Below are 26,912 nucleotides of genomic sequence, written 5' to 3'. Positions count from 1 at the left end.
GCGTGATCGGCGTGAAGGACGCCGCCCCTTCACCCCTGTTGTGCGCAGCGATTCATGCGAGGAGATCGTCTTGGCCAACCTCGATCGTGAGGCCATGCGGGCGGCGGCCGCGCGGATCCAGCGGCTGTCGGACGAGCACTGGTCGGCGCTCACCCCCTCCTGCAGGTCGATGGAGAACGGCGCATGGGTGGGGCCCGCGGGTGAGAAGTTCTGCGCCGAGGTGCGCGCCGCGCAGCGCGAACTGCAGGACCTGCTCACCGCCGCGTCGCGCAGCGCCCGCGAGAAGCTGGCCGCGCCGCCGGACCCGGCATGACGAGCCAGAGCCAGGGGTTCACCGGCGTCAAACAGCCTGATTTCGACACGATGACGGCCGGGCACACCCGCGCCGCCGGGCAGCTCGACCGGCTGGCGCAGGCGCTGTACGGCGAGCTCCAAGGGGCCGGGCTGGACACCGGACCGGCGCTGCGCCTGCGCGACCTGGCCAGGCGCGTCGGCACGCAGGCCGAGGACCTGCGACGACGCCAGGCGATGGTCCACGAGATGGAGCGGCAGCAGGTCGCGTTCGGCGTGTGCACGCCCGATGGCACGCTCTTCGGGATGCCCGACGCCCTCGACTCCGCGCGGGGTTTCATGGACGGCACTCTGGCGGGCCGCGCGGCGGCGAGCGTCGCGAGCGGCGACACCGCCGCCCTCGCCGAGCTGGAGAAATACACGTCGAAGGCCGGGAACGGCGACTTCGTCACCGCGTTTCTGCGGCAGCTCGGTGCGAAGGGCGTCACCGAGCTGCCCGGCTCCCTCGCCGCCGCGTTGCGCGCCGCCCGCCTGAACGGCGAAACCGAGGCGCTGGCCGGGCTGTCCGCCCAGGGGAGGAAGACGCTGCGTATGCTGAGCGACATCCTGGCCCGGGCGACGGATCCGAAGAATCCGGCGTACATGGGCGACCGGTTCCTCAAGGATCTCGCCGAACAGGGCCGTGCGCGGCACACGTCGGGCGACGTCGAAAGCTACGCGGGCTACCAGGCGCAGGCGTTGATCTGGGCCGCCCACGAGGGCAAGCCGCCGTTCTCGCGGAGATTCATGGAGGTCGTGGGACGCGACGCCGTCGTCTACGAGCAGGAGCAGTACAAGGAAAGGTGGTCGTTCGGCGAGGGCGTCGGGCTCGGCAAGGTCCCGCTGTACGACCTGTCCGCCGCGCTCGGCCTGGGCGGGCTGCTGAAACCGGGCGCGCGAGTGGTCGCCAAGGACAAGGCGTCCGTCATGGACGGCCTGCTGCGCGTGGCGGGATCGGACAAGGACGCGGCGCACGCCCTGCTCGACCACACCCCGCCCGGATGGAAGCAGTCGGTGCTCGCGCACCTGCTGACGACGCGGCTGGACGCCTTCCACTTCAGCGGCGAGTTCGCCGCCCTCGAACGTGTGCTGCTGGCCGGGACCACCGGTCAGGATCCGACCTCGCGGAAGCTGGCCGCCGAGATGACCGGGATCCTCGCCGACGAGGTGCGCGGAGCGTTCGGCAAGGCGGGAGACGGCAACCTGGAGATCGCCGACAAGGAGGCGCTCGACCGCCTCGCACCTCTGCGCTACCCCCTCGCCCGCGCCGTCGCGGCCAACATCGACCAGTTGTCCCGGCTGCTGCTCCATCACGACACGTTCGGAAAGGTCGCCGCCCAGGACATGTCGTACGCGCTGGCGCTGGCGACCACGGACGAGGTGGGGTTCGAGGCGCTGATCCGCGCGCAGACCGAGCACATGAGGGCGGCGCTCGACACCGTGCCCCCGGTCGGCCTCGACCGATCGAACCTCAAGCGCTTCGGCTTCACCGAGGCCGATCTCAAGCTGTACGACTTCGACGAGGACGGCCGGGTCGGCAAGGCCGACGTCCACCAGTTCCTGGTGGACCGTACGGTGGCGGAGGCGCGGCCCTTCGGCCACCTCGTGGAGATCCGCCGCCAGGCGCTGATCGCCGAGGGGCAGTATGACCAGAAGGCGGACGAGGCGCTGCGCGCGATGGTCCGCGACGCCATCGGACTGTTCCCCGTCCCGGGCGCCAAACAGGTCGGTGAGCTGGCAAGCGGAGCGTTCGGGAAGCTGCTCACCAGCCAGTACGACAAGCTCACCGGATCGGCGTACGACGAGGTCTCCAAGCAGGTCGCCCAGGTCATGGCGACGGAGGGACGCAGCCTCGACGCGACCCACGCGGCCCTGGCCGACAACCGCCTCGCCGTCGAACGCCTGACCGAGCAGATGATCGCCACCACCATGCTCAAAAAAGGCATGCTCGATCGGGTGGCCTTGAAGGATCGGACTTTCACCACAGGGAGTCCGCCGCGAATCAAACCATTCGCCGAGATGAGTCCGGAACAGTACATCTCTTTTCTGAATTGGACCCGTTGGAACGGCGGAAGCAACGATCTGCTGGACCGATTTCAGCGTACGTTTCGTGACACCACGGAAGTGGACGACTATCTCAGCCTTCAGATTCCGGCGTCGCCAGGAGGTGGCAAGTGAGGACGACACACCTGCTCGTCGCGCTGTCGTCCGCCGTTTGTCTTCTCGCGGCTTGTACATCCGATCACGCCGTTCCGCCGCCTGGCGCGGCCAGCGATCGGCCTGTCGCGGACTCGGCACCCTATCTGTGCGATCTCGTTCCTCAGAGAGCCTTTCTTCTGGTCAGTGGGATCACCGGAAGCTTCACCGAAAAACGGGACGGTAGCAAGAGCAACAGCAGCTGCTCGGCGCAGAGCGCGCCCCCTTACCCATTGGCGGTTGACTGGATAAGTGAACAGGGGGGAACGGCGCGAGAGGATATCGACTACCTTCTTCGTGATCGGCTGGGGGTGTACGCCAGGCATGGCGGGGTCAAGCTGCCGGAGGAGCTCGGAACGGGCATGGCCGCGTATGTGCCGGACTATGGCTCCGTGACGCAGCAGCCGTATCAGGTGACCGCGAAGTTCCGTTGTGACGGCAAGGAGCAGCTGCTCACGCTTCGTTTGGACCAGGTCGCGAAGGGGCGGGACGCGATCAAGGATTTGATCGCGCTGATGCGGATCGCGCAGAAGCGTTACGGCGAGGTGCACGAATGCGTCCCCGGCCGATAGCGCCGGAGACGCCGGCGGGCAGTCGCTCCCGGTAAATGCGGAGGTCAGGCGGGGCGGAGGGCGGAGAAGAGGACGCGGAGCTCGGTGATCCGCAGGAGCCGGCCGGCGACGGGGTAGAGGACGGCCGCGACGGCCCCGGCGGCGAGCAGGACGACGAGGGACCCGCTCCAGCCGGCCCCGATGGCAGGGGAGACGGTGCGGGTGACGGCCAGCGCGGCGACACCGGTGCCCACCGCGGCGATCGCCGTCCGGGTGTGGGTGGAGAGGAGCCGGTGGCCGTCGACCCGTCCGAGGCGCGCCCGCAGGACGAGCGCCGCGACGACGAGGCCGACGGTACTGGCCATGGCGTACCCGGCGGCGAGGCCGACGAGCACGGCGGGGCCGGGGACGAGGGCCGAGGCCGCCCAGGCGGCCACCGCGGTGACGGCGGACACGAGGACGCCGATCAGCGCCGGGGTGCGGGTGTCCCCCAGGGCGTAGAAGCCGCGGATCAGGATCTGGTAGCCGCAGAAGGGCACGAGCGCGAGCCCGTACGCCGACAGGACGGATCCGGTCAGCGCGACGGCCGACGGCGACGCGTTCCCGTGCGCGAACAGCACGGCGGTGATGTGCGGGCCGAGAGCGATCAGCAGCGCCGCGACCGGGAGCAGCGCGACACCGGACAGACGCAGGCTCTGGGACAGCTCGGCGGTGACCTGGGCGAGGTCGCGCCGCGCCGCGGCTCGGCTCATCCTGGGCAGCACACCGGTGATGAGGGAGACCGTGATGATCGCGTACGGCAGTTGGAACAGCGTGTACGCGTTGGCGTAGACGCCGACCGCTCCGGCGCCGGCGGTCGAGGCGAGCCGGTTGGCGACCAGCAGAGCCGCCTGGCTCGCGACGACGGCGACGACCGCCCAGCCGGCCATGCCGACGAGACGGCGCAGTCCGACGCCGCGCAGGTCGCCGCGCAGCCGGGGCCGGAACCCGGCCCGCCGTCCGGCGGACATGAGCAGGAGCATCTGTACGGCGACGCCCGCGGTGGTGCCGACGGACAGTAGCAACGTCTGCGCCCGGGTCAGCTCCTCCATGCGGTGGCCGCCTCCGATCGCGAGGTACGCGACGGCGGTGGCGATGACCACGAGGTTGTTGGCCACCGGCGCCCACATCGGGGCGGCCATGCGGCCCCGGGTGTTGAGGACGGCGGCCAGGGCCGTGCCCACGCCGTAGAAGAGCACCTGGGGCAGGAAGAACCGGGTGAAGGTGATCGTCAGCCGCCGCTGCTCGGGGGTGAAGCCGGGCGCGCACAGGTCCACGATCTGCGGGGCGAACACCATCGTGACCACGACGGCGGCGGCCAGGGCATAGACGATCAGCGAGAGCAGCCGCTGGGCGAAGGCCTCGTCGTCGTGCCGTACGAGGAGGGGGACCAGGACGCCGGCCAGCGCCCCGCCCAGCACCAGGTCGTAGATGGAGTTGGGCAGCGTGTTGGCCGCGGTGTGCGCGTCGAGCAGGCGCGACCCGAGCCCGAGCGCCGCGACCAGGGCGAGAGTACGGCCGAACCCGGTCACCCGGGAGACGAGCGTGGCCAGGGCCATCGCCCGGCCGGCCTTCGCCAGTCGCGGCTGCGGGTGCTGGTGCGGGTCCTGCGGTCCGTCCATCGGCTCCCCTTCGTACGCGGTCCCGCCGTCCGGGTCGGCGCGGCGTCGGGGCGAGGAGGTGGATCGTGCGGTGTCAGACACGCCGAGGTTCTCGACGCCGACCTCGGCCTCTGCCCGGTGGGACGGATCCGCCAGGAACCCGCCGTCCCTCGGATGGGCCCGCATCGACTGCTTTCGACCCATATTCCGCTGCCCGGTGACGTGGTCCGAGTGTAGGCGATCACCGCTGACGGCCGCTTGCCTGATCGACCCGCCCTTCGAGCCGGTGCGGGGAGAGCCGCCGACCTGCGGGCACGCTTTCGGCCCCGTCACATGCGGTGACTGACCGGCAGGTGGGGACGCTTTCGGCCCCGTCACGCGACCCTGACTGACCGGTCGGCAGGGAATGTCTGCGGTCCCGTCATGCGGGCTGACTGACCGGTCGGCGGGAATGCATGCGGCCCTGTCATGCGCTGACTGACCGGTCGGAGGGAACGCATGCGGCCCCCTCACACGAGCGTGACCGGGTCATTCACGACGCGGGCTCGCGGCCCAGGGAAGGACCCCGGTCACGTCCGGTGGCTAGCGGGCCCTCGCGAAGGCCAGCCCCGCCGCGGAGGCGATCACCGTGGTGAGCACGACCATGACGAGGACCGTGGCGAGCGGGTTCCGGCGGCGGACCGGACGATCGGCCGGGCGGCGGACCCGTCCCCGGCCGACCGTCGCGGACGGCGAGGGTGAGGGGAGGTGCTCCACAACTCGCCGCACCGGTCGTGCCGGCTCCGCCGGACGCGGTGTGGTGCGAACGCGGGGCGAGGGATTCGGAGCGGGGGGCGGCGAGAGCTGTACGACCGGCGGCTCGGGCGGCGGGGACGGCAAGCATCGGGGGGCGCAGCCACAGGGCCGCGTCCCGATCCCGATGCCCAGGCCCAGATCGACCACCGTGTGCAGTTCGACGCAGATGCCCAGCTCCACATCGACCAGCGGCGCCCGTCCGGCGGGGTCCTCCGCGTCGGCGGGTGCCGCCAGAGGTGCAGGTGCTGGCAGAGGTGCAGGTGCTGGCAGAGGTGCAGGTGCTGGCAGAGGTGCAGGTGCTGGCAGAGGTGCAGGTGCTGGCAGAGGTGCAGGTGCCGCCAGAGGTGCAGGTGCTGGCAGAGGTGCAGGTGCCGCCAAAGGTGCAGGTGCCGCCAGAGGTGCAAGTGCCGGTGCAGGTGCCAGAGGTGCGGGGGCCCGCAAAGGTTCGTGGATCGCCAGAGGTTCGGAGGGCGCCGGGACGGGTCCACCCGTCACCGGGTCCGTGCCGGGCGCGGCCAGTGGGTCGGTCGGCGTCGGGATCATGACGTGCGCGACCGCCGTACCGCGCGCTCGCGCCGCGTCCGCCGGTGCAGCGAACACGCCGCCGATCAGCACGCAGCCCGCGAGCACGGAAGCCGTCACGATCGAGGCCGTCAGCGCGTGCGGGGCGGCCGGGTGCGGCGTGGCCGGCTTCATCGGCCCAGAGGGGTCTGAGAAGCCCGGGGAGCGGACGGGATCTCCGTCATCCGCACGCTCGGCGGTGTCTGGGGGATCCGTTGGAGCTCCTGGGCGGCCGCCCTGAGCGCGTCCGGCTTCACCGCCAGACCGCCGCTGAAGACGTGCGAGATGTCCCAGGCCTGGTACGTGCCGAGCCCGAGCAGCGCGGCCATGGTCACCAGCGGCACGATCGCCATGCCCCGGGGCCGCGCCCCTGCCATGAAGGGGAAGAGGATGATCACCAACCCGGTCAGGATCGTCAGGACCATGACTCCCGAGGGCGGCGTGGCCCTGGCGTCGGCCGCCCTCTGGTAGCGGGCCGTGGACAGGTCGGAGAGGCCGTCCAGGACAGCGCTTCTGGCGTCCTGAGCCTCGTCCCCCGTCACGCTGAGGCCGGTGGCGTACGCGCGCAGCCCGTTGAGCAGCGCCGAGCCGTCGGGGCTGAGCCGCCCCTCGGCCATGAGCGGCCACTCGTCGTCCACGACGAACCCGACGTAGTCGCGCAGCCGCGCCTGCACCTCGGCGGCGGCCGGGGCGGGCAGCGCCGTCGACGCCCAGTAGGTCTCCACCGCCGCCTGGCCCTCGGCGTAGGTGTTCTCCCTGGCGGCGTCGGCGGTCGTCCACGGCACGATGATCGCGATGGCGAACACCAGCAGGAACAGCGCGGACAACATCGCGCCCGCGTGGCCGGTGGAGGGGCCGCCGGGATCACGGTCGTCGGCGCCCCGGCCGAGCTTCCGGAAGAGGACGGCGGCCAGGGCCACCACGCCGATCGCCGACGCCACGGCGAGTACGCAGACCAGCATGAGCATCCCCCATTGCCGACGGACGAAGAGAAGGCGCCGACGCATTGCCGATCGCACGCCGTGACATGACTATCACAACAAGTAAGGGTCTGGAGGCCTGCCGGTAACGCGGAGGCAGGCAGGGATTCCAGCAAATGTCCGGACCCGTGCCGCCGGTCGCACGGCTCTGTCGCGGGGTCCCGGCCGCGCGCCGGTTGGGCCCAGGGCTTCACCGGGCGTCAGCCGTACAGGCCGGGCGTCCGCCGTGCACGGCGGGTGGGCCCGGGGCTTCGCCGGGCGTCAGCCGTGCACGCCCCGCGTGCGCCGTACCGGCCGGGCGTCAGCCGTACAGGCCGGGGGCGGGTGAAGGGGGCGGCGGGGAGCCGGGGGGGCAGGCGGTCGGTGCGGGGCGGAAACCGCAGGGCGGAAACCGCAGGGCGGAAACCGCAGGGCGTGGCGGAAGCGTGGGAGGATCACAACCGCTGCTTCCCCTTCCTCCGAGATCGGCATGGATTTCCCCACCACACTGAGCCTCTCGTTCGCCATCGTCGTGATGATCGTCGTGCTGGCCGTCGCGGCTCGGCGGCTCCTGGGCGTCACGTTCGGCGTCTTCCGCACGACCCTGGCCGCCGTGCTGGCGTTCGCGCTCACGGGGCCGATGTTGTCGCCGGTCATGGCGCAGTTCACGAGCACCGACGCGCGAAGCGAGCCCGGCCTCGGGCCGCTGTGGCTGATCGTGCTCCTGGTCATGTGCGTCGTGCTCATCCCCATGGTCATCCTGGTGATCGCCGAGGCGCTCGTGCCACCGGGATCCGTTCCCGGGCCGATCGAGGTCGCCCGGTCGCTGCGCGGCCGGATCTCCCGGGCCCGCCGCTATTCGCAGATCACCCGCATCGCGTTCCGGCACGGCCTCGGGCCGTACCTGCGGGGGCGCGGCGACCGCCTGGACGACCGGGGCGGCAGGGTACGGCTGGCGCGAGCGTTGCGGGCCGCCCTCGACGACGGCGGCGTCACGTTCGTGAAGCTCGGCCAGGTCCTGTCCACCCGCCGCGACCTGCTTCCCGGCGAGTTCGTGGACGAGCTGGGCAGGCTGCAGGACGGCGCGGCCCCCGCGCCGTGGGAGCAGATCGAGCCCGTCCTCGTGGCCGAGCTCGGCGGCCCGGTCGACGAGGTCTTCGCCGAGTTCGCGCGCCGCCCGCTGGCCTCCGCCTCCATCGCCCAGGCGTACGCCGCGCGGCTGCACAGCGGCGAGGACGTGGTGGTCAAGGTGCAGCGTCCCGCGATCCGGGCCGTCGTCGCCCGCGACCTCGACATCGTCGCCAGGCTCGCCGACACCCTGGAGACGGGGACGCGGTGGGGGCGCGCCCTCGGGCTGCGCACCCTGGCCGACGGGTTCGCGGCCGCGATGCGGGAGGAGCTCGACTTCAGGATCGAGGCCGGGAACATGGCCGCGGTCGCGGCGTCGGGCGGCGGCGCCGTCACCTACCCGTCCCCGCACACGGGGCTGTGCACGGAACGTGTCCTCGTCATGCAGCGCCTGACCGGCGACCCGTTGTCGGGCGCCATCCGTGACGGCGGCCACGAGCGGGGCCACGAGCTGGCCCGGACGTTGCTCGACTGCCTCCTGCGGCAGATCCTGGTCGAGGGCGTCTTCCATGCCGACCCGCATCCCGGGAACATCATGCTGCTTGGCGACGGCGGGCTCGGCCTGCTCGACTTCGGCTCGGTCGGACGCCTGGACGGCTCCGTACGCGCCGCCCTGCGCCGGTTCCTGATCGCGATGAACCGTCAGGACCCGCTCGGCGTCACGGACGCGCTCCTGGAGGTCGTCCCCAGACCGGAGGAGATCGACGAAGCGGCTCTGGAACGGGCGATGGGCCAGTTCATGGCCAGGCACCTCGCGCCCGGCACGGCGAGCGTGCAGATGTTCACCGACCTTTTCAAGATCGTGACGGCGTACGGCCTGGCCGTCCCGCCCGAGGTCGCGGCCGTCTTCAGGGCGCTCGCCACGCTCGAAGGCACCCTCGTCACCCTCGCGCCCGGGTTCGACCTCATCGACGAGGCCCGCGCCTTCGCCGCGCGCCACCTGGTGGAACAGCTCGACACGAGGTCGCTGAAGGACGAGGTCTCCCACGAGATCGCCACGTTGCTGCCGATGTTGCGGCGGCTGCCCCGGCGGGTCGAGCGCATCGCCAGCGCCGTCGAACACGGGCGGTTCACGATGAACGTACGGCTGCTGGCCGACGAGCGGGACCGGCGGTTCGTCACCGGGCTGCTGCACCAGGTGCTCCTGACGGTGCTGGGAGCCACGGCGGGGATCATGGGCGTCGTCCTGCTCGGCACGGACGGCGGCCCCCAGGTGATGCCCGGGGTCGTCAGCCTGTACGAGCTGATCGGGTTCAACCTGCTCGTCATCAGCGCCATCCTGGTGCTGCGGGTCCTCGTCGGCGTCTTCCGGCGCGACCGGACCTGACCGGCTCCCGCCCCGCCGAGGCCGCCGGTTACCCGCCGGGACCGGCCGAGAGGAGTCCCGACCACACCGCGTTCCACGTCATGGCGAGCAGCCACCACACGCCCACTCCCAGCACGGCGCCGAGCACGAGCGTCATCACGACCAGTGCCACCAGGGCGCGCCCGGTGGGGCGCCGGACCGTCATCACGGTCACCAGCGAAGCACCCCGGCGGTCCCCGTACCAGCCCCGTTCCCACGGGCGGCCGGGGACCCGGCGGCAGGCCGGTCGGCACCGCCGGGGAAGGCGGGCGGTCAGCACCGCCGGGGAAGGCGGTGTGGCCGGCACCGCCGGGGGAAGCCGGTGTGGTCGGCGTACATCTCGGGAGCGACTTCCCGGACTTCACGTCAGATCATGCGCGGCTTTCCTGCTCGGCAGGCAGAGCCAGGCGGAGACCAGGCCGCCGATCGCGCAGACGGCCCACAGGGCCCACTCGCCGAGGGCGTAGACCGCGCCGCCCACCACGGGGCCGACGCCGGTGCCCGCCGTGATCGCCGCGCCGTACAGACCCTGGTAGCGGCCGCCCATGGAGGGCGGGGCCAGGCCGCCCAGGTAGGCGCTGGCCATCGAGGCGTACAGCATCTCGCCGAGGGTCCACAGCAGGACGGTGGCGGCCAGCCACCGCATGTCGCCGAAGAGGCCGGTCATGGCCAGGCCGGCGCCGGTCAGGACGTTGCCCAGGGCGAGGACGGGCCCGGGGGAGCGGCGGGAGACCATGCCGGTGATCGGCAGTTCGAGCAGCAGGACCAGCACCCCGTTGAGGCCCATCAGGAGGCCGAAGTCGGCCGGGGACAGCTGGTGGGCGTCTACGTGCAGCGGCAGGCCGACGGTGGACTGGATGTACACGAACTCCGCGATCAACGTCATGATCAGGAAGCGCCGCAGGCGGCGGTCGGCGAGCGCCTGACGATAGCTCGGCTGCGGCCCGTCGGCGGCCGGGCCCGAATCCCTGCCGCCGCGGGCGAGGGTCACGTTCCGCAGCATGACGGCCGCGATCGCGGCGAACAGCAGGCAGGCGACGGCGTTGCCGAGGAACAGCGCCATGTAGGAGACCGTGGCCAGGAAGCCGCCGAGCACCCCGCCGACCGCGGCGCCGATGTTCATCGCGAACCGGTGCACGGCGAAGGCGGCCAGCCGCTGCTGGTCGGTCGTCGTGCTGTCCACCAGCAGCGCGGCCGACGCGGGGCGGTAGATCTGGGCGGCCGTCCCCGTCAGGAAGGCCAGCGGGACGAGCACGGGCAGCGAGTCGAACAGCGGGATGACGGCGGTCGGCCCCGCCGTCGCCACCATGGACAGCGTGATGGTCCAGCGGCGTCCGATCCGGTCGGCGAGGTAGCCGCCGATCGTGTTGCCGAGGACGTTGCCCAGCCCCGCCGCGCCGAGCACCAGCCCGGCGGCCGCGGGCGGGATGTGGCGGCTGGTCAGGTAGAGGACCATGAAGATCGGCAGGAAGTTGCCGATCCGGACGACCAGGATGCCGAAGCTGACGATCCACACCGTCGCGGGCAGTCGCCGTACGGTATCGCGGAAACGTGGCCGGCTCTCGTCCTCCGGCGGCGCGTCGACGCTCACGAAGCGGCCTCGGTGCGGATGCGTACCGCGGCCGCCAGCCGCTCGCAGTTGGCGACGGCCTCCTCCACCGTCTCCCCCCGCGCGAGGACGTGCCCGACCCGTTCCTCACTCCAGGTGAGCCGGGGCACCTCGTCCCCGGGCTCGACCGAGATCTCCAGCTCGACCAGCGCGGGATCGGCCCGGACCGCGTCGGCGCCGGTCACCTCGACCACCTTTCCCGGGGGAGGGGTGAGGAAGCGGATCGCGGCCCCGGCCTGAGGCAGGGGCGGGCGGGCCAGCGGCTCGACCATCCCGAGCCGCGCGCCGAGCGCGTACCGGTCCATGTCGACTCCGTACGCGATCTCGGTCAGCTCGTTGATGCGGTCGCCGCCGATGCGGGTGTGCGACTCGACGATCCGGGGGCCGCGGCCGGTCAGCTTGACCTCGGTGTGCCCGGGGCCGTGCCGCAGGCCGACCGCGTCGAGGAAGGTCACGACCAGCCGCTCGACCTCGCGCAGCAGCGCCGCCGGGTGACGGCTCGGAGAGGAGTGGCCGACCTCCACGAAGCCCGGCCCGCCGAGCACCTTGTCCGTCACCCCGACGAGGACGTGGCGTCCGTCGAAGCTCAACGTCTCCACGCTGATCTCGGGCCCGTCCAGGAACTCCTCCATGAGGAAGCGGTCGAGGGGGCCGACCAGGTCCGCCGGGTCGAACCGCGCTTCGAGCTCGCGGAAGCGCCCCGGGATCGCGACCAGGTCCGCCTCGTCGCGTACGGCGAACACGCCGATGCTGCCCGCCTCGCAGATCGGTTTCACGAAGAACGGCAGCCCGTGGGCGGCGGCGAAGTCCCGCAGGTCCCGCTCGGTCGCGCCGACGGCGGCGGCGACCGGGCTGATGCCGAGCGCGTTGAGCCGCTGTCTCATCCGCCACTTGTCCAGCAGCAGGTCCACCGTCTCCACCGAGTAGCCGCCCAGCCCGAGCATCCGGTCGATCAGCGCCGCCGGCTGGACGCCGAGCTCGTACAGCGACACCACGCCGTCGAACGGATGAACCTGGTGGAGCGCCCGCACCAGCGGCAGCAGCCGTTCCGTGTCGGTGTAGTCGACGAGCAGCGCCCGGTCGACGTACGGCCAGTGCGCCCGGTCGTACTGGTCGGGGTGCTGGATGTAGACAACGCCCATGCCCAGCTCGTGGGCCTTGCGCACGAGCTTGGGCTTGCCGCCGACCACGGCTATCGTGGGCCGCCCCGTCGGCCGGGGTGCGGCGTGCGTGGATTCACGCGACATCGTCGATCCTCCCTCAGGTGGCCGGCGCGTTCACGAACGGGATCGTCGCGAGCGCCGCGCGGTCGATCTTCCCCGGACGGTTGAGGGGAAGGCGGTCCAGCCAGACGTAGAAACGCGGCACCATGTGGTGCGGCAGCCGGTCGCGCAGGTGGCCGGCGATCTCGTCGTCGGAGCACGGCGTGCCGGCCAGGAAGGCGACGATGGCGGCGCCGCCCGGCGCGTCCTGGCGCGGCAGCACCGCGGCGTCGACCACTCCCGGGCACTCGCGCAGGGCGTGCTCGACCTCCCCGATCTCGACGCGGAACCCGCTGATCTTGATCTGGTCGTCGACGCGGCCGAGGAAGACGTACTCGCCGTCGGCCCCCCGCCGTACGCGGTCTCCCGTGGCGTACATGCGCCCGCCGGGGGCGCCGCCGAACGGATCGGGCAGGAACACCGCCGCCGTACGGCCCGGCAATCCGAGGTAGCCCCTGGCCAGGCCGGCCCCGGCGATGTAGAGCTGGCCGTCCGCGCCGTCGGGGACGGGGTTCAGCTCCTCGTCGAGGACGTAGGCCCGGGTGCCGCGGATCGGCCGGCCGATCGGCGCCCAGCGGGGCGTGGACTTGTCGCACCTGTGCCACAGGGGCGCGACCGAGGTCTCGGTGGGGCCGTACCCGTTGTAGACCACCAGCGGGTCCGCGTCGGCGAGACCGGGGCCGTCGAGCTGGGAACCGCCGGTGATCACGAGCCGCACCCCGGCCTCGGCCAGCCGCGGCAGCAGGGACCGGCCGTACGGCCCGAGCACGGCCGCCGGGATCTCCAGCGCGGTCGCGCCCAGGGCCCGTACGGCGTGCAACATCCGGGTGGCGGGCAGCTCGCCGCCGTCGGGAACGGCGACGCAGCCGCCGCAGCAGAGCGGCATCAGCACGTCGTGCATCGTGCTGTCCACGGTGACCGGGAGCGTCCACAACATGACGTCGTCCGGCCTGATCAGGTCGAGGTCCTCGATCGAGGCCCTCATCAGGTTGGCGATGCCCTCGTGCGGCACGCCCACGACCTTGGGACGTCCGGTCGAGCCCGAGGTGGTGATCGCGTAGGCCAGGTCGAGCGGGCTCGGCGCGCCCAGCGGCCCCGTCTCCTCGTCCGCCAGCGTGGGGTCGTCGATGAGCTGGGCGCCGGGCAGCCACTCGGCGGGGGAGGCGACGAGCACCTGGTCGCATCCGGTGTCGTCGAGGATCTCCCGGTTGCGCAGCGGCGGGTCGGCGGGATCCAGCGGCAGGCAGGCGGCGCCGGAGCGCAGGACGGCCACGATGCCGGTCAGCGCCTGCGGCCCGCGGGGCGCGATCAGCCCGACGACGCTCCCGGGACCGGCGCCGCCGCGCCTCAACCGGACCGCCAGCCGGGCCGTGAGGTCGCCGAACTCCGCGTACGTCCACGACCGGTCGGCGGTCCTGACCGCCACCGCGTCCGGCCGGTCCCGCACCTGCCGCTCGAACAGCTCGCATACGGTCGGCGTCACGCCTCCTCCCGCAGGCTCCGCGGCCGCATGTCGGTCCAGGCCGCGTCGATGTGGGCCAGGCACTCCGACTTCGGCCCGGTGGGGCCGGCGACCCGCCAGCCCAACGGAATGTCCCGGCCGACCGGCCAGATCGAGTACTGCTCCTCGTCGTTCATCACGACGTGGAACTCGCCGTCATCGAACATCTCGCGCTCGGTCCTCTCTCAACACCCATGAGATGGCGTGCGGGAGCATCGACTCCCAGGCGGCGTAGGTGTGGCCGCCGTCGCCGTACGCGCACCGCACCTCGTGGCCCCGGCCGGCCAGCTCCTCCCCGGTGCGCTTGACCGCCTCGACCAGGTTGAGGCCGTCGTCGAGCACGATGTCGGCCTCCTCCCGGCTCGCGGACAGGAACAGCCGGGCCGGGGAGACGGGGGAGGCGTCCGCCGGGCCGAGCCGGTGCTCGCTCAGCGGGCCGGACAGCGCGACCGCCCCCTCGAAGGAGTCCGGACGGCGCAACGCGGCGCGCAGGGCCGCGACCGCGCCGAGGCTCGCGCCGACGGCGGTCGCCCTGCCCGACCGGCACCGTTCTCCCAGCCAGGTCCGCGCCTGGGGGATCAGCTCGTGGGCGAGTACGTCCGCGTACGCCTCGTCGAGCAGCTCCCGCCTGCGGGACGACCAGTCGGCGGGGCTGATGAACACGGCCGCGGTCGGGGGGACGCCGCGATCGCGGACGAGCCGGTCCACGATGGCGGGCAGGCGCATGACGTCCACGAACTCCGAGCCGTCGAGTACCACCAGGAGCCGCGTCCCGCCGGACGCTCCGGCCGGGACGAACAGGTCCACCCGCCGCTCGCCACCCAGCGTCCGGCTGTGCCAGGTCAGCCGTTCCAGGCGGGAGTCCGCGCCGAGGCCGGGCAGGCTCCCCGCCAGCAGGGCGGCGGCGTAGGCGGCGGGTGTGCGGTGCCGCATCATGAGCCGGAGCGGCACCTCCCGGCCGAGCAGCCGCCTGACCGCCGCGGTCGCCCGCGGCACCAGCAGGGAGTGGCCGCCGTGGTCGAAGAAGTCCTCGCCGGCCGCAAGGACCCGGCCCAGCACCTCCGACCACGCCTCCGCGACGCGCGCCTCCAGTCCGCTCTCCGCCGGCGCGGCCGCGGCGGACCGCGCCGGCGTGACCGGCGGCAGCGCCGTACGGTCCACCTTGTTGTTGGCGGTCAGCGGGACGCGCGGGATCCGGACGAGATGGTCGGGGATCATGTACGCGGGCAGCGTGGCGCGCAACCGGCCGCGCAGCGCCGGGACGTCCACGGACTCGTCGGCGACGACGTAGGCGACCAGCGCGGGGCCGGTGTCCAGCTCGGCGCGGAGCACGACGGCCGAGGTGGCGCCGTGCCGCAGCAGGGCGTGCTCGATCTCGCTCGTCTCGATACGGTAGCCGCGGACCTTCACCTGGCGGTCGGCCCGGCCGAGGAAGTCGATCGCGCCGCCGGGCAGGAGGCGGCCCACGTCGCCGGTGCGGTACATGCGCGACCCCGGCGGGCCGTACGGGTCGGGGACGAACGCCTGCGCGGTCAACCCCGGACGGCCGTGGTAGCCGCGCGCCAGGCCGTCGCCGGCGAGGTGGATCTCGCCCCGCATGCCGACCGGGGCCGGGTTGAGGTCGCGGTCCAGGACGTACGCGCGGGTGTGCGGGATGGCGTGGCCGATGGGCACACGCCCGCTCCACGAGTCCCCGTCGAAGACGGTGGCGAGCACGGTGCACTCGGTGGGCCCGTACGAGGCCGTGACCCGGCAGCCGGGGAGCAGCTCCCGCGCGGTCCGGAAGCTCCTCGGGTTGACCACGTCGCCGCCGACGACGAGCTGACGCAGGCCGGACAGCGCCGACAGGCCCCGCTCGACGAGGAGGTCGAGCTGCGGGGAGACCAGCTTGAGCGTGGTCACGCCGTGGTCGCGCACGACGGCTTCCAGGTCCTCAAGGAGGGCGCCGGTGCCGGTCACCACCACGCGCCCACCGTGCGCGAGCGGGGTCCACTCCAGCACCGACACGTCGAAGGTGAGCGGTCCCGCCTGCAGGAACGTCGCGCCGGGGCCGATGTCGAGGTACCGCGGGGCGCCGGCGACGAGCCTGCTGAGCGCCTGGTGCGGGACGGCGACCGACTTGGGGGCGCCGGTCGAGCCCGAGGTGGAGATCAGGTAGGCCAGGTCGCCGGGCCGCGCGGCCAGGGGCGGGTTCCCGGCGTCGTAGCCGGTCAGGTCGGGCTCGCCGAGCACCAGCAGCGGCGTGGCGTCCGCGGGGAGCCGGTGAGCGAGCGACGGGCTGACGATCGTGAGCACCGCCCCGGCGTCCGACAGCATGAATCGGAGCCTGTCGGGCGGAAAATCCGGATCCAGCGGGAAGTAGGCGGCGCCGCACTTGACGATGGCGAGCAGGACGACGAACCGCTCGACGGTCTGGTCCAGGCAGACGCCCACCACCCGCCCGCGTCCCACGCCGCGCTCCATCAGGTGCCGGGCCAGCCGGTTCGCCCGCCGGTTCAGCTCGCCGTACGAGAGCTCGCCTCCCGCGCCGGTGACCGCGACGTCGTCCGGGTGGAGGGCCGCCCGTGCCTCGACCAGCTCGACGACGGTGGCCCGCGGCGCCGGATCCTCGCCGCCGAGCGGCATTCCGGACTCCCCGGCCGGGCCCAGCTCGTGCAGCGGCCGATCGGGCGCCGCGGCCCCGTGTGCCAGCAAACGGATGTAGCGGTCCGCCAGCGCGGCGATCGTCGTCTCGTCGAACAGGGCGGGCCGGTAGACGAACGTGGCGCGCAACCGGCCGTCCACGAGCTGCGTGGTGAGCGACAGGTCGAACCGGGCGGTCACCGGCAGCTCCGGATACCACCACGTCGGCGCGCCGGGAGCCTCCGCCAGCGCGGTGCGGTCCCCCGCGTGGTTGACCACGACGTCGAAGATCGGGTTCCGCTGCTGTTCCGCCCCCGCCCCCACCGCCCCCACGATCCGCTCGAAGGGCACGTCCTGGTGCGCGTCGGCCGCCATCCACACGTCACGGGTACGGGCCACCACGTCGCGGAAGGTCAGTTCCCGGCCGGACGCGTCCACGCGCAGAACCACGGTGTTGACGAAGAAGCCGATCAGATCCTGCAGCTCAGGGCGGGGACGATCGGAGACGATCGCCCCGATGACGACGTCGTCCTGACCGGTGAAGGCGCTCAGCGCCGCGACCAGCGCGGCCGTCACCACCACGCCGGGACTCGCCCTGGCCCGCCAGGCGACCGCCGTCATCGCCGCCGTGGCCTCCTCCGGCAGCTCGACCACCACGCTCGCGCCCGCCCCGTCGGCCGCCGCCGTACGCGGCCGGTCGGTCGGCAGCTCCAGCCGCTCGCAGCCCGCCAGCGTCCGCCGCCAGTGCTCCAGGCCCGGCCGGAGCAGGTCGGAGTCCAGCAGGCGCTGCTGCCAGCGGGCGTAGTCGCCGTACTGCACCGCCAGCTCGGGCAGACGCGGCGCCCGCCCGGCCGTCGCCGCGTCGTACAGCTCGAACAGGTCGCGGGCCAGGACGTCCATCGACCACCGGTCGGTGACGATGTGGTGGAGCGCCACGAACAGGCCGGGCCCGTCCTCCGTCTCCGCCGCGACCACCCGCAGCAGGGGCGGCCGCGACAGGTCGAAGGGCTCGGACGCGGCCCGCTCGACGGCCGCCCGCCACTCGCGCCCCGCCCGGACGACGGGGATCTCCACTTCCGCCGCGACCTCCTGCGCGGTCGTCCCGTCGGGCCGCAGGACGAACCGGGTGCGCAGGATGTCGTGGCGACGTGCCAGACCGGCGAGCGCCGTGGCGATCGCCGAGGGATCGAGCCCCGCGGGGAACCGCCAGCCCCCGGTGATGTGGTACTGGTCGTGCGACGAATCCAGTTGGCGCAGCCACCACAGGCGCTCCTGCCCCGCCGACAGCGGGAAGTCGCGCGCCGCCCGCTCGCCGTCCGCGCGGTCGGTGAGCAACGGGAACGGATTCGTCGGGCGCGGCTCGAACCTCGGCATCTCCCTTTACACCTTCGTCCCGGACGCGGGCCGCGCCGCCTCGACGGCCGCGGTGATCGTGCCGACGGTGCGGAAGGTGCCCTCCTTCAGCGCCTCCTCCGGCAGCTCGATGCGGAAGGTGTCCTCGACGGCGAGCATGAGCCCCATGCAGGTCAGCGACGTCATGCCCAGCGCCCACAGGTCGTCGTCCGCGCCGAACTCGTATCCGTGGGCGGACAGGTTGAGCTGCTTGTCCACGATCAGCCGGACGGTCTCCGCCACCGGCTCCTGGGAGACGGTCATCGCCGCGCCTCCCTCGACGCCGTGCCCGCCGGCTGCGAGCCGTTCCCTCCGGCCAGCCGGTGGAAGTAGCGCGCGACCCGCCGCGCCCCGAGCAGGCTGCCCTGGGCGTACCAGAGGATGTCGGGGCCGAGCGCGTAGTCGATGCCCATCGTGTCGTAGAACTTCGTGGCCATGACCCGGTAGTAGTCGGCGATCTGCGCCGTGGTCATCTGCGGCGCGGCCTCCGCGCCGGTCTCGAACCAGGCGGCGAGGTTGTGCTCGACGTACTCGTTGATCGACCACTCGATCGTGCGGGTCTCGATCGGCCGCCGGGTCGGCTTGAACATCGGGTCGATGGTCCCCGGCTTGCCCTGCAGCTCGTTGGCGACGTGCTCGGCCAGCAGCGGAGCGCAGTGGAAACCGTCACGGTAGGTCCCGGTCAGCAGGTACAGGCCGGCCAGCGGCAGCCACCCGATCAGCGGGAAGCCGTCGAGCGTCACCGGGCGGTTCCCGGCCAGCCATCGGGTGACCTCGTGCGAGGCGACCCGCTCGTCGAGCTGCTGCATCGAGTACTGCGCGAGGAAGCGGACGTCGGCCATCCAGGTCACGCTGGAGACGTGGTCCACCAGGCGGTTCGTGGCGCCGTAGTACTCCAGGTCGCCGGGGCCCGGCACGACGTGCAGCCCGCAGGCGAAGCCGCGGTTGGGCGTGCGGACCACGCTGCGGAACGGCTCCCCTCCCGTACGGCGGGCCAACATGGCGAAGCCCAGCCCGGGGAAGGTCGGCACCATGTCGATGTCGTCCAGCGCGGTCCGCACGAGCGCATCGCTGCGCGCGCCCACCGCGACGACCACGGTGCCGGCCGCGATGACGTGGCCGTCGTCCAGCTCGACGCCGGTTATCTCCCCGTCGTTCCTGAGCAGCGTGCGCACGGTCTGGTCGACCATGATCGCGCCGGTGGCGCGCAGCCGGGCGTCCAGCGCGGCCAGCACGCCGCGCGCGTCCACGGCGCCTTCGGCGGGCAGGTGGACGGCGCGCAGCGCGCGGGTGTCCAGCCGGGGCCGGAAGCCGGGGATCTCCCGGGGGTCGATCTCCTCCCACGGCTTGCCGTACTCGTCGAGAGCCTCGATCATCGCGGCGAAGTTGACCGTGTCCAGGTCGGCGCCGATCGAGTTGAGCACCACGTGGGTCTCGGGGGTGACCATCAGCGGGGAGCCGGTCGGGGAGTACGCCTCCAGCCGGTCGAGCACGTCGGGCCAGCGGTCGTGGGCCGCGACGCCGAGTTCGAACCGGGTGCGGGAGGCGTCGGTGCGCAGCGACTCCGTGGTGGTCTCGCCGAAGCAGCCGAGCATGGCGCCGGCGGCCTGGCTCGCACCGGCCTCGCGGTCGCTCGGGCCGACCACGACGACGGAGCCGATCCGGCGCTCGACCAGTTCGTCGGCCAGGAACAGGCCGAGAGCGCCGTTGCCGACGATGACGACGTCGGCCTGAGTCGGTCGTTCTGTCTTGCTTACACCTTCTTTTCGCACAGTGAACCCCTTCACGGGAATGGGCGTGACTGAATCGCGAACCGCCGCGCGAATCCTGGAGAGCCGTTCTTGAATTCAACCGCCTGAATTCGGCGGTGCGGCAGGAAGCGCGCACGACGGTTCGCCGCGATTTCATGAATCGCGGTGTGACGTTTTCCGGTGTGCCCGCCGACGTGGAGACGAGGTCGATGACCTGGAGAAGAACGGACGACGGGAAGTCTCGATGTGAGCAGGTCGATGTCCGCTACAAGTCGATTGTCATTCCCCCGATCGGTTGCCGAGCCGTTCTCCCCACCCCGGAGACTCGACAATTGACATTGACTGACTTCCTGAACCAGTTGACAACTGTAACGACGGGTTCGGCCCCCCGCAAGGGAGGAAATCGCTTATCGGATTCGGCTCGCACCATTATCCGGGGGCGAATAGAACTCGCGTATATTCACGACCGAAACCGGATCCGCTGGTCACGCGGGGCCCGCCGCCGTCTCGGATCATGAGACGGCGGGGCGGCGAGGGATATTCGGATGAGCCCCGAAAAGGTGCGGTTCCCGATATCAGAGATCGACGAGAAGCTCCCGCATGGTGTCAAGCCCGGCCGGGCCGCTGCGCAGCGCCCGGGTGTGGAAGTCCTTCAGGTCGAACGCCGCGCCCCGTCCGGCCCTGACCTCCTCGCGCAGGTCGAGCCAGAGCCGCTCGCCGAGCTTGTACGCGGACGCCTGCCCCGGCCAGCCGAGATAGCGGTCGATCTCGTCCGCCGCCCGCGCCCGATCCGTCAGCGTCCTGGTGGTCAGGAACTCCACCCCCAGCTCGGGCGTCCACCGCTCCTCTTCGTGGAAGCCGGCGCCCGCCGGGATCGCCAGCTTCAGATGCAGGCCGATGTCGAGCACCACGCGGGCGGCCCGGAACAGGCTCTTGTTCAGCATGCCGAGCAGCGGAGCGTCGTCGAGATGGCCGAGCTCGCGCATCAGCCGCTCGGCGTAGAGCGCCCATCCCTCGCCGTGGCCGTCGATGAAGCACAGCAGCCGTTGGAACCGGTTGAGCCCGGGTGTCGCCACCGCCGTGCCGATCTGCAGGTGGTGCCCGGGCACGCCCTCGTGGTAGACGGTGCTGGCCTCGCGCCAGACCGGGAACTCCTCCTCGCCCTCCGGCAGCGACCACCACATCGTGCCGGGCCGGCTGAAGTCCTCGGCGGGATTGGTGTAGTAGGCGCCCGTCCCGCCGCCCGGCGGCGCGATCCGGCAGTCCAGCCGCATCAGCTCGTCCGGGATGTCGAAATGCCTGCCGCGAAGGTCGTCCAGCGCCCGGCCGGACAACTCCCGCATCCACGCCTGGAACGCGTCCTGACCGACCACACGATGGCGGGGATCGGCGTCCAGCGCCGCCGCGGCCTCGGCGGGACCGGCCCCGGGCCGGATCCGGTCGGCGAGCCGGGCCATCTCCGCCTCGATGCGGTGGAACTCCTCCCAGCCCCACGCGTACGCCTCGCGCGGGTCCAGCGTCGCGCCGAGGGCCGACCGCGACGACAGTCCGTACAGCTCCGCGCCGACCGCGTCCTCGCTCCGGGACCTGGGCCCGAGCTCGTCGCGGAGGAAGGCGGCCAGCTCGGCGTAGGCCCCGGCCGCCGCCCGCGCCGCCGTGTCCAACTCGGCGCGCAGGGCGTCCCCCACCTCGGCCGATCGGCTGAAGGCGGCGAAGAAGCCGTCGGGGGCGGACCAGGTCTCGCACTGCCTGACGGCCCGCCGTACCTGCCGGGCCGCCGCCACCCGGCCCTCGCCGGCCGCCGCCGACAACGACGCGCGGTATCCGGTCAGCGCGTCCGGCACCGCGCCGAGCCGCCTGGCGATGACCGCCCAGTCCTCGGCCGTCGCCGTGGGCATCAGGTCGAACACCCACCGGATGCTCTGGACGGGACTCGTGATCACGTTGAGCTCGGCCTGCGGCGATCCGGCCTCGTGTTCCTCCACTCGCAGGCCGATCCGCTCGGCGAACACCGCCCGCGCGACGCGCTCGGCCTCGTCGGTCGCGCGGGCGGCGGAGACGCGGGCCAGCGCGCTCCTGGCCAGCTCCGCACGGGCGCGGTGGCCGTCGGGGGACAGGTCGGGGAGCCGGTCGTCGTGCCCGCCGATGCCGGACTCGGTGGCGGCGATCGGGTTCAACCGCGCGTAGTCGTCGACGTAGCTGTCGCAGATGTGGTGCACAGTTGGGGGGATCATTCTCTGGACGATACCCAAGCGCCCCTCGCCCGGCCGTCGGGAAAACCGCGCCGGACACCACGATCGGGCTCGTGAAAACAGGTCCGAAAACGTGATTCCCCGGCGTCCCTCCAGCCGGATGTCAGGTGCCCGAGGGGGCCTGCGGATGCCGCCGTAAAGAGCGGACGCCACGTAAAGAACGGGGACGGCGGGCGGACCCGGCGGGCGACTATTCCGGCCGCGCCGGCCCGTCGGCCGTCCCGGTGAGCCGCCAGGGGGCGTCCTCATGTGTCAGGCGGGTGTGGGCCTGCACGCGCAGGGCGTAGATGGGGCGTGAAGGGGGCGATCCGGCTCCGCCCGGGACGGGGCCGAGGTAGTCGTGCCCCGTCAGATGACACCAGGCGGGCAGGTCGATCGCGGCCGCCGGGTCGGATGCGATCAGATGCACCACGCGGCCCGGTTCGAGACCTTCCACCAGCCGGCGTAGTTCGATCAGCAACCGCACGCAGCGGCGATCGCCGCCATCGAGCACGACCGGGTCGTCTCCTGCCCTCACTCCGCCTTCCCCGTCTCCCTTTTTCATTTATCCCTGAAAACAGCTTAATAGCGGGTATATCCGGCGGATCTGATCGACACGCGGCGGCGCCCGTGACGCCCGGGCCAGAGGCGGCCGGGCGCCTTCCCGTACCACTACCGGCACCGCCGTCAGTGAGACCCGCCATCGGGCGCGGTCGTGTTCGGGCCCGCGGGAAGCGCGCTGCCCGCGCGGGCCGTACGGGCTGAACGCGCCGCGAGGACGCCCGCCGCCCAGAGTGATACGCCGATGTAGAGGATCTGTTCGGGGATGCGCTGCCACAGCGGTGTCGCCGCCTCTCCGGCGAGCGTCACGTCGGCCAGCGCGGCGTGGACGTTGGCCGGAAGCATGAGCGCGAACAGCAGCGCCAGGCAGATCCCGGCCGCCTTCCGGGTGGCCGGGAGCGCGAGGCCGACCGCTCCGGCCAGTTCCAGGACGCCGGTCAGGTAGACAACGAAGGCGGGGAACGGGACGAACGGCGGAACCATGGCCACCATGTCGGCGTGGTTCGGCATGAAGGTCACGTCTGACGGGACGAAGTGGGCGCTGGCCGTCATCACGAGCATGACGGCCAAGCCGTGCGCGGCGCTCACCCGCAAGGTGGCGAAACGGACCAGGCCGAGCAGTGAGCCCGACAGGCGGAAGCACAGCGTGGCCACGACAAGAACGATCACGGTCATAGGACTGACTCTCCTTTCGATAGCTACGCTATCCAATCTCAGATAGTGGCGCTATCCAATTCAGTCGGATCTTCGGTGCGACGCCCTCGATGCCCCCTTGGCGCCCCTCTCTGTGTCGCGGCGCCGTGGGGCCTCGTGGCGTCGAGGTGGCGCGGCGACGCGGTCTCGGGGGTGTTGACACGTCCCGCGCCCATCCCTAATCTCTTCCTTAGAGAAGAGAAATCTTCGACGAAGTAACTGCTTCAGTGCAGCTAAATCGAGAGGGCATGAGCCATGAACACCACCACCGACACCGCCGCTGTCATCGCCGTCCTGGACCGCCTCACCGCCGCCTGGAACGCGGGCGACGGGGCGGCCTACGGGGCCGAGTTCACCGCCGACGCCACCTACATCACCTACGTCGGCACCCTCTACGTCGGCGGCGTCGAGATCGGCACCGCCCACCAGGCCCTGTTCGACAGCTTCCTCAAGGGCACCCGGCTCGCCGGTGAGATCGTCGACATCCGCTTCACCGGCCCAGACACCGCCCTGGTCATCACCCGCGGCGATGTCCACAAGGGCAGGCCCGGCAAGCTCCACAAGATCCAGACCTACACCCTGGTCCGCCAGGCGGACGGCGGCTGGAAGGTCGCCGCCTTCCAGAACACCAAGCACAGGGCCCTCATGGAGGCCATCTCCTTCAAGGCTCAGCCCGCCACCAGGCCCGCCGCCGCCTGACCGGAGGGCTTCCCATGGCCTCTCCCGCCGGACCCGCCTGATCCGCCGCGCCACCGGCGCACTCCGTGCTCGGTACGGCGACCGTACGGGGCCGTGCATTCTGCATGACCGGCCGGTGCACGGTGAACTACCTGCGGAGACGGCGTTTCTCCAGGATGAAGGTCATGAGTTCAGACATCACTCCCTTCCGTATCGAGATCCCCCAGGCGGCCTTGGACGACCTCCAGACGCGGCTGGACCTCGCCCGCTTCACCGACGACGTCCCCGACGCGTACGGCGTGAGCGTCGGCCGGGTGCGGAGGTTGGCCGAGTACTGGCGGAACGGGTACGACTGGCGCGCCTGGGAGGCGCGGCTCAACGCCCATCCGCAGTTCACCACCGACATCGACGGGCAGCGGATCCACTTCCTCCACGTGCGCTCCGCCCAGCAGGACGCGTTGCCGCTGATCCTCACCCACGGCTGGCCAGGATCGATCGTGGAGTTCCTCGACGTCATCGAGCCGCTGTCGAAGGACTTCCACCTGGTGATCCCGTCGCTCCCCGGGTTCGGCTTCTCCGGGCCCACCACGGAGAGCGGCTGGGGCACCGTACGCACCGCCCGGGCCTGGGCGGAGCTGATGGAACGCCTCGGATACGACCGCTACGGCGCGGTCGGCAACGACGCCGGCTCGATGGTCTCGCCGGAGATCGGCCGTCTCGCCCCTTCCAACGTCGTAGGCGTGCACGTCACGCAGATCTTCTCCTTCCCCTCCGGGGACCCCGCCGAGTTCGTGGACATGACCGAGGAGGAGCAGGCCGCGATGGGGGTGCTGCAGTGGTTCTGGGAGGAGATAGGCGCCTTCAACACCCTGCACTCGCAACAACCGCAGACGCTGGCCCACGCGCTCGCCGACTCGCCGATCGGGTTGCTGGGCTGGAACGCCCAGCTCTTCGAGCACGACCTCGACGACGACTTCGTGCTCACCAACGTCGCGCTCTACTGGCTCACGGGCACCGCCGGCTCCTCGATCCGCATGTACTACGAGAACGCCAAGGCCGCGCCGCCGCCGGCCGAACCCACCACGACGCCGATCGGGCTCGCCTCGGCCAAGGGCGACTTCCAGTCCATCCGGCGCTTCGCCGAGCGCGACCACAAGAACATCGCGCAGTGGCACTCGTACGACACCGGCGGGCACTACGCGGCCCACCTCGCATCCGGCGTCTACGCGGACGACGTGCGCGCGTTCTTCGCGGGTCTCCTCCAGGGGTAGCGGCGGCCCGGTCAGCGGGGCAGCGACGCGACCAGGGCGAACGTGCCGTCGCCCTGGTCGCCGGCCGTGAACGTGCCGCCCGCGGACTCGACCCTGGCCGCCAGGCTCGCCAGCCCGCGGCCGGGTCCCCGCGCGGCCCGCGCCACACCGTCATTGGTGACGCGCAGCCGTACCGCCTTCGGGTCGGTCTCCACCGCGATCGTGCACTGCCGGGCGGCCGAGTGCCGGACGACGTTGGTGACGGCTTCGCGCACGACCGCGGCCAGCACCGGAGAGTTCGCCAGGCCGGCGGCGTCCACCCGGATCTCGACGCCGGCGGAGTCGAGCAGCGAGCGGGCGGACTCGATCTCCTCGGGCAGGCTCAGCACCGCGCCGCCGGTGGTGACGGAGCGTACGTCCGCGAGGCCGCGCACCGCCAGCGGCCCCACCTCCTCCAGCAGGAGCGCCGCCTTGCCGGGGTCATGGCCGATCACACGGAGGGCCAGCTCGGCCTTGAGAGTGATCGCCGACAGGGTGATGCCGAGCAGGTCGTGCACGTCCCTCGCCATCCGGAGCCGCTCGGCGACCACGGCGCTCCTGGCGACCTGCGCGCGCAATCCGCGCAGGCGCGCGGCCGCCTCCGGGAACCGGTTGAACCCGAACACCCCGATGGCCATCGTGATCATCGACGCGACCTGGTAGAGCTCATATCCGCCCACCTCCGGATAGAGCCGCAGCAGAAAGCCGATGGCGACGGCGGCGACCGCGACGATCGGCACCGACCAGCGCGCGGGCAGCCACAGCAGGGTGTTGGCCACGGCCATGCCGACCAGCGCCGACATGCTGCCGTTCCCCACGTAGAGGGCGGCGGCGCCGACGATGAGGATGTGCAGCGGGAGCGTCAGCCGCCAGGCGGAGGGAGCCGAAGCCCGGGGGACACCGTGGTAGAGCTGGAACGCGACGGCCAGGAGCGCGACCACGGCGGCGACGGCCCAGTGGCGCGGATCCGCGGTGCCTTCCTGGGCGACGTTGTTGAGCACGACGACGGACACGTTGACGGTCATCGCGGTGAGGGCCCATCGCGAGAGCCGCGACGATTCGTCCGGCGGGTCGATCCGGGCCGTGGACGGCGATTCGCCGGGGGTGGCGGCGACCGTTCTGGCCTCCGCGGCGGCCTCGCGTGAGATGTCCGCGATGCGGGCGAGCGTGTCGGGAGTGGGAGGAGTCCGGCGGGACGCGCCCAGGATGTGGGCGAGCCGGACGCCGATGGCCCTGTGCAGGTCACCGGTGGCGCGCAGGCGCTCGTTCGCCGCCTCCAGCTCGGCGAGCCGCCGGTTGGCCGCCTGGGTCTCGCTGAGCAACACGGCCAGCCGTACCAGGGCGAACAGCGTGAGCCCCATGTTCATGTCGATGATCGTGAAGCCGAGGATCGTGGCGAGGTCGGGGCCGTGCAGCACGGCCGCCACCGAGGTGTCGGCCAGCAGCACCGCCCCGAACAGCAGCCACCCCGCCGGACCCGCGACGCTCAGCGGCATCGCGGCGGCCAGCGGCCCCGCGATGGGCCCCCACAACATGGGAAAGGGCAGGTAGGGGCCGAAGGTCGCTACCCCGAGCACGGGAACGGCGCGGCGCCGATCCCGTGCGACGAGCGTGAAGAGGCCGACGACGGCGAGGACGAGGCCCAGGCAGATCGCGAGGGTGGCGGGAGAGGACTGTCCTCGGGCCTTCGCCATGATGACGATGATCGAGAATCGAGCCGGGACGAGCAGGGCGATGTGGCCGAGCACCAAGGCCCAGCCGATGGACGGGCTGAGCCGTGGCCATCCGTCCCCTTCTTCCGTCACCCGCGTTGTTTAT

21 protein-coding genes are annotated in these 26,912 nt (G+C 72.0%); 6 read left to right on the top strand and 15 right to left on the bottom strand.

Translation table 11 applies throughout. The features are described 5' to 3' along the window. The first annotated feature begins 70 nt into the window (after positions 1–70). Genes AWQ70_RS05585 through AWQ70_RS38615 form a run of 3 tightly spaced genes read left to right on the top strand, consistent with a single transcriptional unit; the run spans position 71 to position 3,098 of the window. Complete coding sequence (locus tag AWQ70_RS05585) at positions 71–313, top strand: hypothetical protein (protein WP_067171351.1); 243 nt, start codon at positions 71–73, stop codon at positions 311–313. Then, entirely contained in the window at positions 310–2,508 is a 2,199-nt protein-coding gene (locus AWQ70_RS05580) for a hypothetical protein (protein WP_067171348.1), read from the top strand. The genes AWQ70_RS05585 and AWQ70_RS05580 overlap by 4 nt, the downstream gene beginning before the upstream one ends. Then, positions 2,505–3,098 (top strand): hypothetical protein, encoded by a 594-nt coding sequence (locus AWQ70_RS38615; protein WP_157529903.1) that lies wholly within the window; start codon positions 2,505–2,507, stop codon positions 3,096–3,098. Before AWQ70_RS05580 ends, AWQ70_RS38615 begins: the two co-directional genes overlap by 4 nt. Positions 3,099–3,142: 44 nt before the next feature. Here AWQ70_RS38615 and murJ read toward each other — a convergent pair whose 3' ends face one another. From murJ to AWQ70_RS05565, 3 genes are all read right to left on the bottom strand, one after another. Next, on the bottom strand, positions 3,143–4,921 hold the full coding sequence (gene murJ / locus AWQ70_RS05570) for a murein biosynthesis integral membrane protein MurJ (RefSeq protein WP_245646757.1): 1,779 nt from the start codon (positions 4,919–4,921) through the stop codon (positions 3,143–3,145). 378 nt (positions 4,922–5,299) lie between these two features. Beyond that, a complete protein-coding gene (locus tag AWQ70_RS38610) occupies positions 5,300–5,485 on the bottom strand; it encodes a hypothetical protein (RefSeq protein ID WP_157529902.1) in 186 nt (61 codons plus the stop codon). A 719-nt stretch (positions 5,486–6,204) separates the two neighbouring features. Beyond that, complete coding sequence (locus AWQ70_RS05565; protein ID WP_067171342.1) at positions 6,205–7,035, bottom strand: bestrophin-like domain; 831 nt, start codon at positions 7,033–7,035, stop codon at positions 6,205–6,207. A 487-nt stretch (positions 7,036–7,522) separates the two neighbouring features. Here AWQ70_RS05565 and AWQ70_RS05560 point away from each other — a divergent pair, with 487 nt between their 5' ends. Beyond that, on the top strand, positions 7,523–9,487 hold the full coding sequence (locus AWQ70_RS05560) for an ABC1 kinase family protein (protein WP_067171339.1): 1,965 nt from the start codon (positions 7,523–7,525) through the stop codon (positions 9,485–9,487). 28 nt (positions 9,488–9,515) lie between these two features. Here the strand turns inward: AWQ70_RS05560 and AWQ70_RS38605 are convergent, their stop codons facing one another. The 11 genes from AWQ70_RS38605 to AWQ70_RS05510 all read right to left on the bottom strand — a co-directional run bounded on the left by AWQ70_RS38605 (position 9,516) and on the right by AWQ70_RS05510 (position 23,109). Continuing rightward, positions 9,516–9,680 (bottom strand): hypothetical protein, encoded by a 165-nt coding sequence (locus AWQ70_RS38605; RefSeq protein ID WP_157529901.1) that lies wholly within the window; start codon positions 9,678–9,680, stop codon positions 9,516–9,518. Positions 9,681–9,866: 186 nt separating this feature from the next. Further along, complete coding sequence (locus AWQ70_RS05555; protein ID WP_067171336.1) at positions 9,867–11,096, bottom strand: MFS transporter; 1,230 nt, start codon at positions 11,094–11,096, stop codon at positions 9,867–9,869. Beyond that, positions 11,093–12,361, bottom strand: a complete 1,269-nt coding sequence (locus AWQ70_RS05550) for an ATP-grasp domain-containing protein (RefSeq protein ID WP_067171333.1) — start codon at positions 12,359–12,361, stop codon at positions 11,093–11,095. The genes AWQ70_RS05555 and AWQ70_RS05550 overlap by 4 nt, the downstream gene beginning before the upstream one ends. A gap of 13 nt (positions 12,362–12,374) precedes the next feature. Next, entirely contained in the window at positions 12,375–13,859 is a 1,485-nt protein-coding gene (locus AWQ70_RS05545; protein WP_067171330.1) for an amino acid adenylation domain-containing protein, read from the bottom strand. Then, positions 13,856–14,044, bottom strand: a complete 189-nt coding sequence (locus AWQ70_RS05540) for an MbtH family protein (RefSeq protein WP_067171328.1) — start codon at positions 14,042–14,044, stop codon at positions 13,856–13,858. The genes AWQ70_RS05545 and AWQ70_RS05540 overlap by 4 nt, the downstream gene beginning before the upstream one ends. Beyond that, positions 14,034–17,873 (bottom strand): non-ribosomal peptide synthetase, encoded by a 3,840-nt coding sequence (locus AWQ70_RS05535; RefSeq protein ID WP_067171326.1) that lies wholly within the window; start codon positions 17,871–17,873, stop codon positions 14,034–14,036. Before AWQ70_RS05535 ends, AWQ70_RS05540 begins: the two co-directional genes overlap by 11 nt. A 6-nt stretch (positions 17,874–17,879) precedes the next feature. Further along, a complete protein-coding gene (locus AWQ70_RS05530; protein WP_067171323.1) occupies positions 17,880–18,155 on the bottom strand; it encodes a phosphopantetheine-binding protein in 276 nt (91 codons plus the stop codon). Next, entirely contained in the window at positions 18,152–19,663 is a 1,512-nt protein-coding gene (locus AWQ70_RS05525; protein WP_067171320.1) for an NAD(P)/FAD-dependent oxidoreductase, read from the bottom strand. The genes AWQ70_RS05530 and AWQ70_RS05525 overlap by 4 nt, the downstream gene beginning before the upstream one ends. 554 nt (positions 19,664–20,217) lie before the next feature. Further along, positions 20,218–21,876, bottom strand: a complete 1,659-nt coding sequence (locus tag AWQ70_RS05520) for a DUF885 domain-containing protein (RefSeq protein WP_067171318.1) — start codon at positions 21,874–21,876, stop codon at positions 20,218–20,220. Between the two features lie 208 nt (positions 21,877–22,084). Further along, complete coding sequence (locus tag AWQ70_RS05515; RefSeq protein WP_245646756.1) at positions 22,085–22,411, bottom strand: sulfurtransferase TusA family protein; 327 nt, start codon at positions 22,409–22,411, stop codon at positions 22,085–22,087. 149 nt (positions 22,412–22,560) lie between these two features. Beyond that, entirely contained in the window at positions 22,561–23,109 is a 549-nt protein-coding gene (locus AWQ70_RS05510) for a DoxX family protein (RefSeq protein WP_067171312.1), read from the bottom strand. A 273-nt stretch (positions 23,110–23,382) separates the two neighbouring features. On the opposite strand from AWQ70_RS05510, the gene AWQ70_RS05505 reads away from it, so the two are divergent. Then, a complete protein-coding gene (locus tag AWQ70_RS05505) occupies positions 23,383–23,826 on the top strand; it encodes an SgcJ/EcaC family oxidoreductase (protein ID WP_067171308.1) in 444 nt (147 codons plus the stop codon). 164 nt (positions 23,827–23,990) lie between these two features. Beyond that, complete coding sequence (locus AWQ70_RS05500; RefSeq protein WP_067171452.1) at positions 23,991–25,076, top strand: epoxide hydrolase family protein; 1,086 nt, start codon at positions 23,991–23,993, stop codon at positions 25,074–25,076. A gap of 11 nt (positions 25,077–25,087) precedes the next feature. Here the strand turns inward: AWQ70_RS05500 and AWQ70_RS05495 are convergent, their stop codons facing one another. Continuing rightward, on the bottom strand, positions 25,088–26,899 hold the full coding sequence (locus AWQ70_RS05495; RefSeq protein WP_067171305.1) for a sensor histidine kinase: 1,812 nt from the start codon (positions 26,897–26,899) through the stop codon (positions 25,088–25,090). Positions 26,900–26,912: the final 13 nt, after the last annotated feature.

It is taken from the genome of Microtetraspora niveoalba, assembly GCF_001570405.1.
Taxonomy (GTDB): Bacteria; Actinomycetota; Actinomycetes; order Streptosporangiales; family Streptosporangiaceae; genus Microtetraspora; species Microtetraspora niveoalba.
The sequence above is the reverse complement of the archived record's forward strand: the minus strand, read 5'-3'. Positions and strand labels throughout refer to the sequence as shown.

Coding starts and splice junctions, on each gene's coding strand:
- AWQ70_RS05580 (WP_067171348.1), top strand. CDS start 310: ATGACGAGCCAGAGCCAGGGGTTCACCGGCGTCAAACAGCCTGATTTC.
- murJ (WP_245646757.1), bottom strand. CDS start 4,921: ATGGGTCGAAAGCAGTCGATGCGGGCCCATCCGAGGGACGGCGGGTTC.
- AWQ70_RS05565 (WP_067171342.1), bottom strand. CDS start 7,035: ATGCTGGTCTGCGTACTCGCCGTGGCGTCGGCGATCGGCGTGGTGGCC.
- AWQ70_RS05560 (WP_067171339.1), top strand. CDS start 7,523: ATGGATTTCCCCACCACACTGAGCCTCTCGTTCGCCATCGTCGTGATG.
- AWQ70_RS05550 (WP_067171333.1), bottom strand. CDS start 12,361: ATGTCGCGTGAATCCACGCACGCCGCACCCCGGCCGACGGGGCGGCCC.
- AWQ70_RS05540 (WP_067171328.1), bottom strand. CDS start 14,044: ATGTTCGATGACGGCGAGTTCCACGTCGTGATGAACGACGAGGAGCAG.
- AWQ70_RS05535 (WP_067171326.1), bottom strand. CDS start 17,873: ATGCCGAGGTTCGAGCCGCGCCCGACGAATCCGTTCCCGTTGCTCACC.
- AWQ70_RS05530 (WP_067171323.1), bottom strand. CDS start 18,155: ATGACCGTCTCCCAGGAGCCGGTGGCGGAGACCGTCCGGCTGATCGTG.
- AWQ70_RS05520 (WP_067171318.1), bottom strand. CDS start 21,876: ATGATCCCCCCAACTGTGCACCACATCTGCGACAGCTACGTCGACGAC.
- AWQ70_RS05510 (WP_067171312.1), bottom strand. CDS start 23,109: ATGACCGTGATCGTTCTTGTCGTGGCCACGCTGTGCTTCCGCCTGTCG.
- AWQ70_RS05505 (WP_067171308.1), top strand. CDS start 23,383: ATGAACACCACCACCGACACCGCCGCTGTCATCGCCGTCCTGGACCGC.
- AWQ70_RS05500 (WP_067171452.1), top strand. CDS start 23,991: ATGAGTTCAGACATCACTCCCTTCCGTATCGAGATCCCCCAGGCGGCC.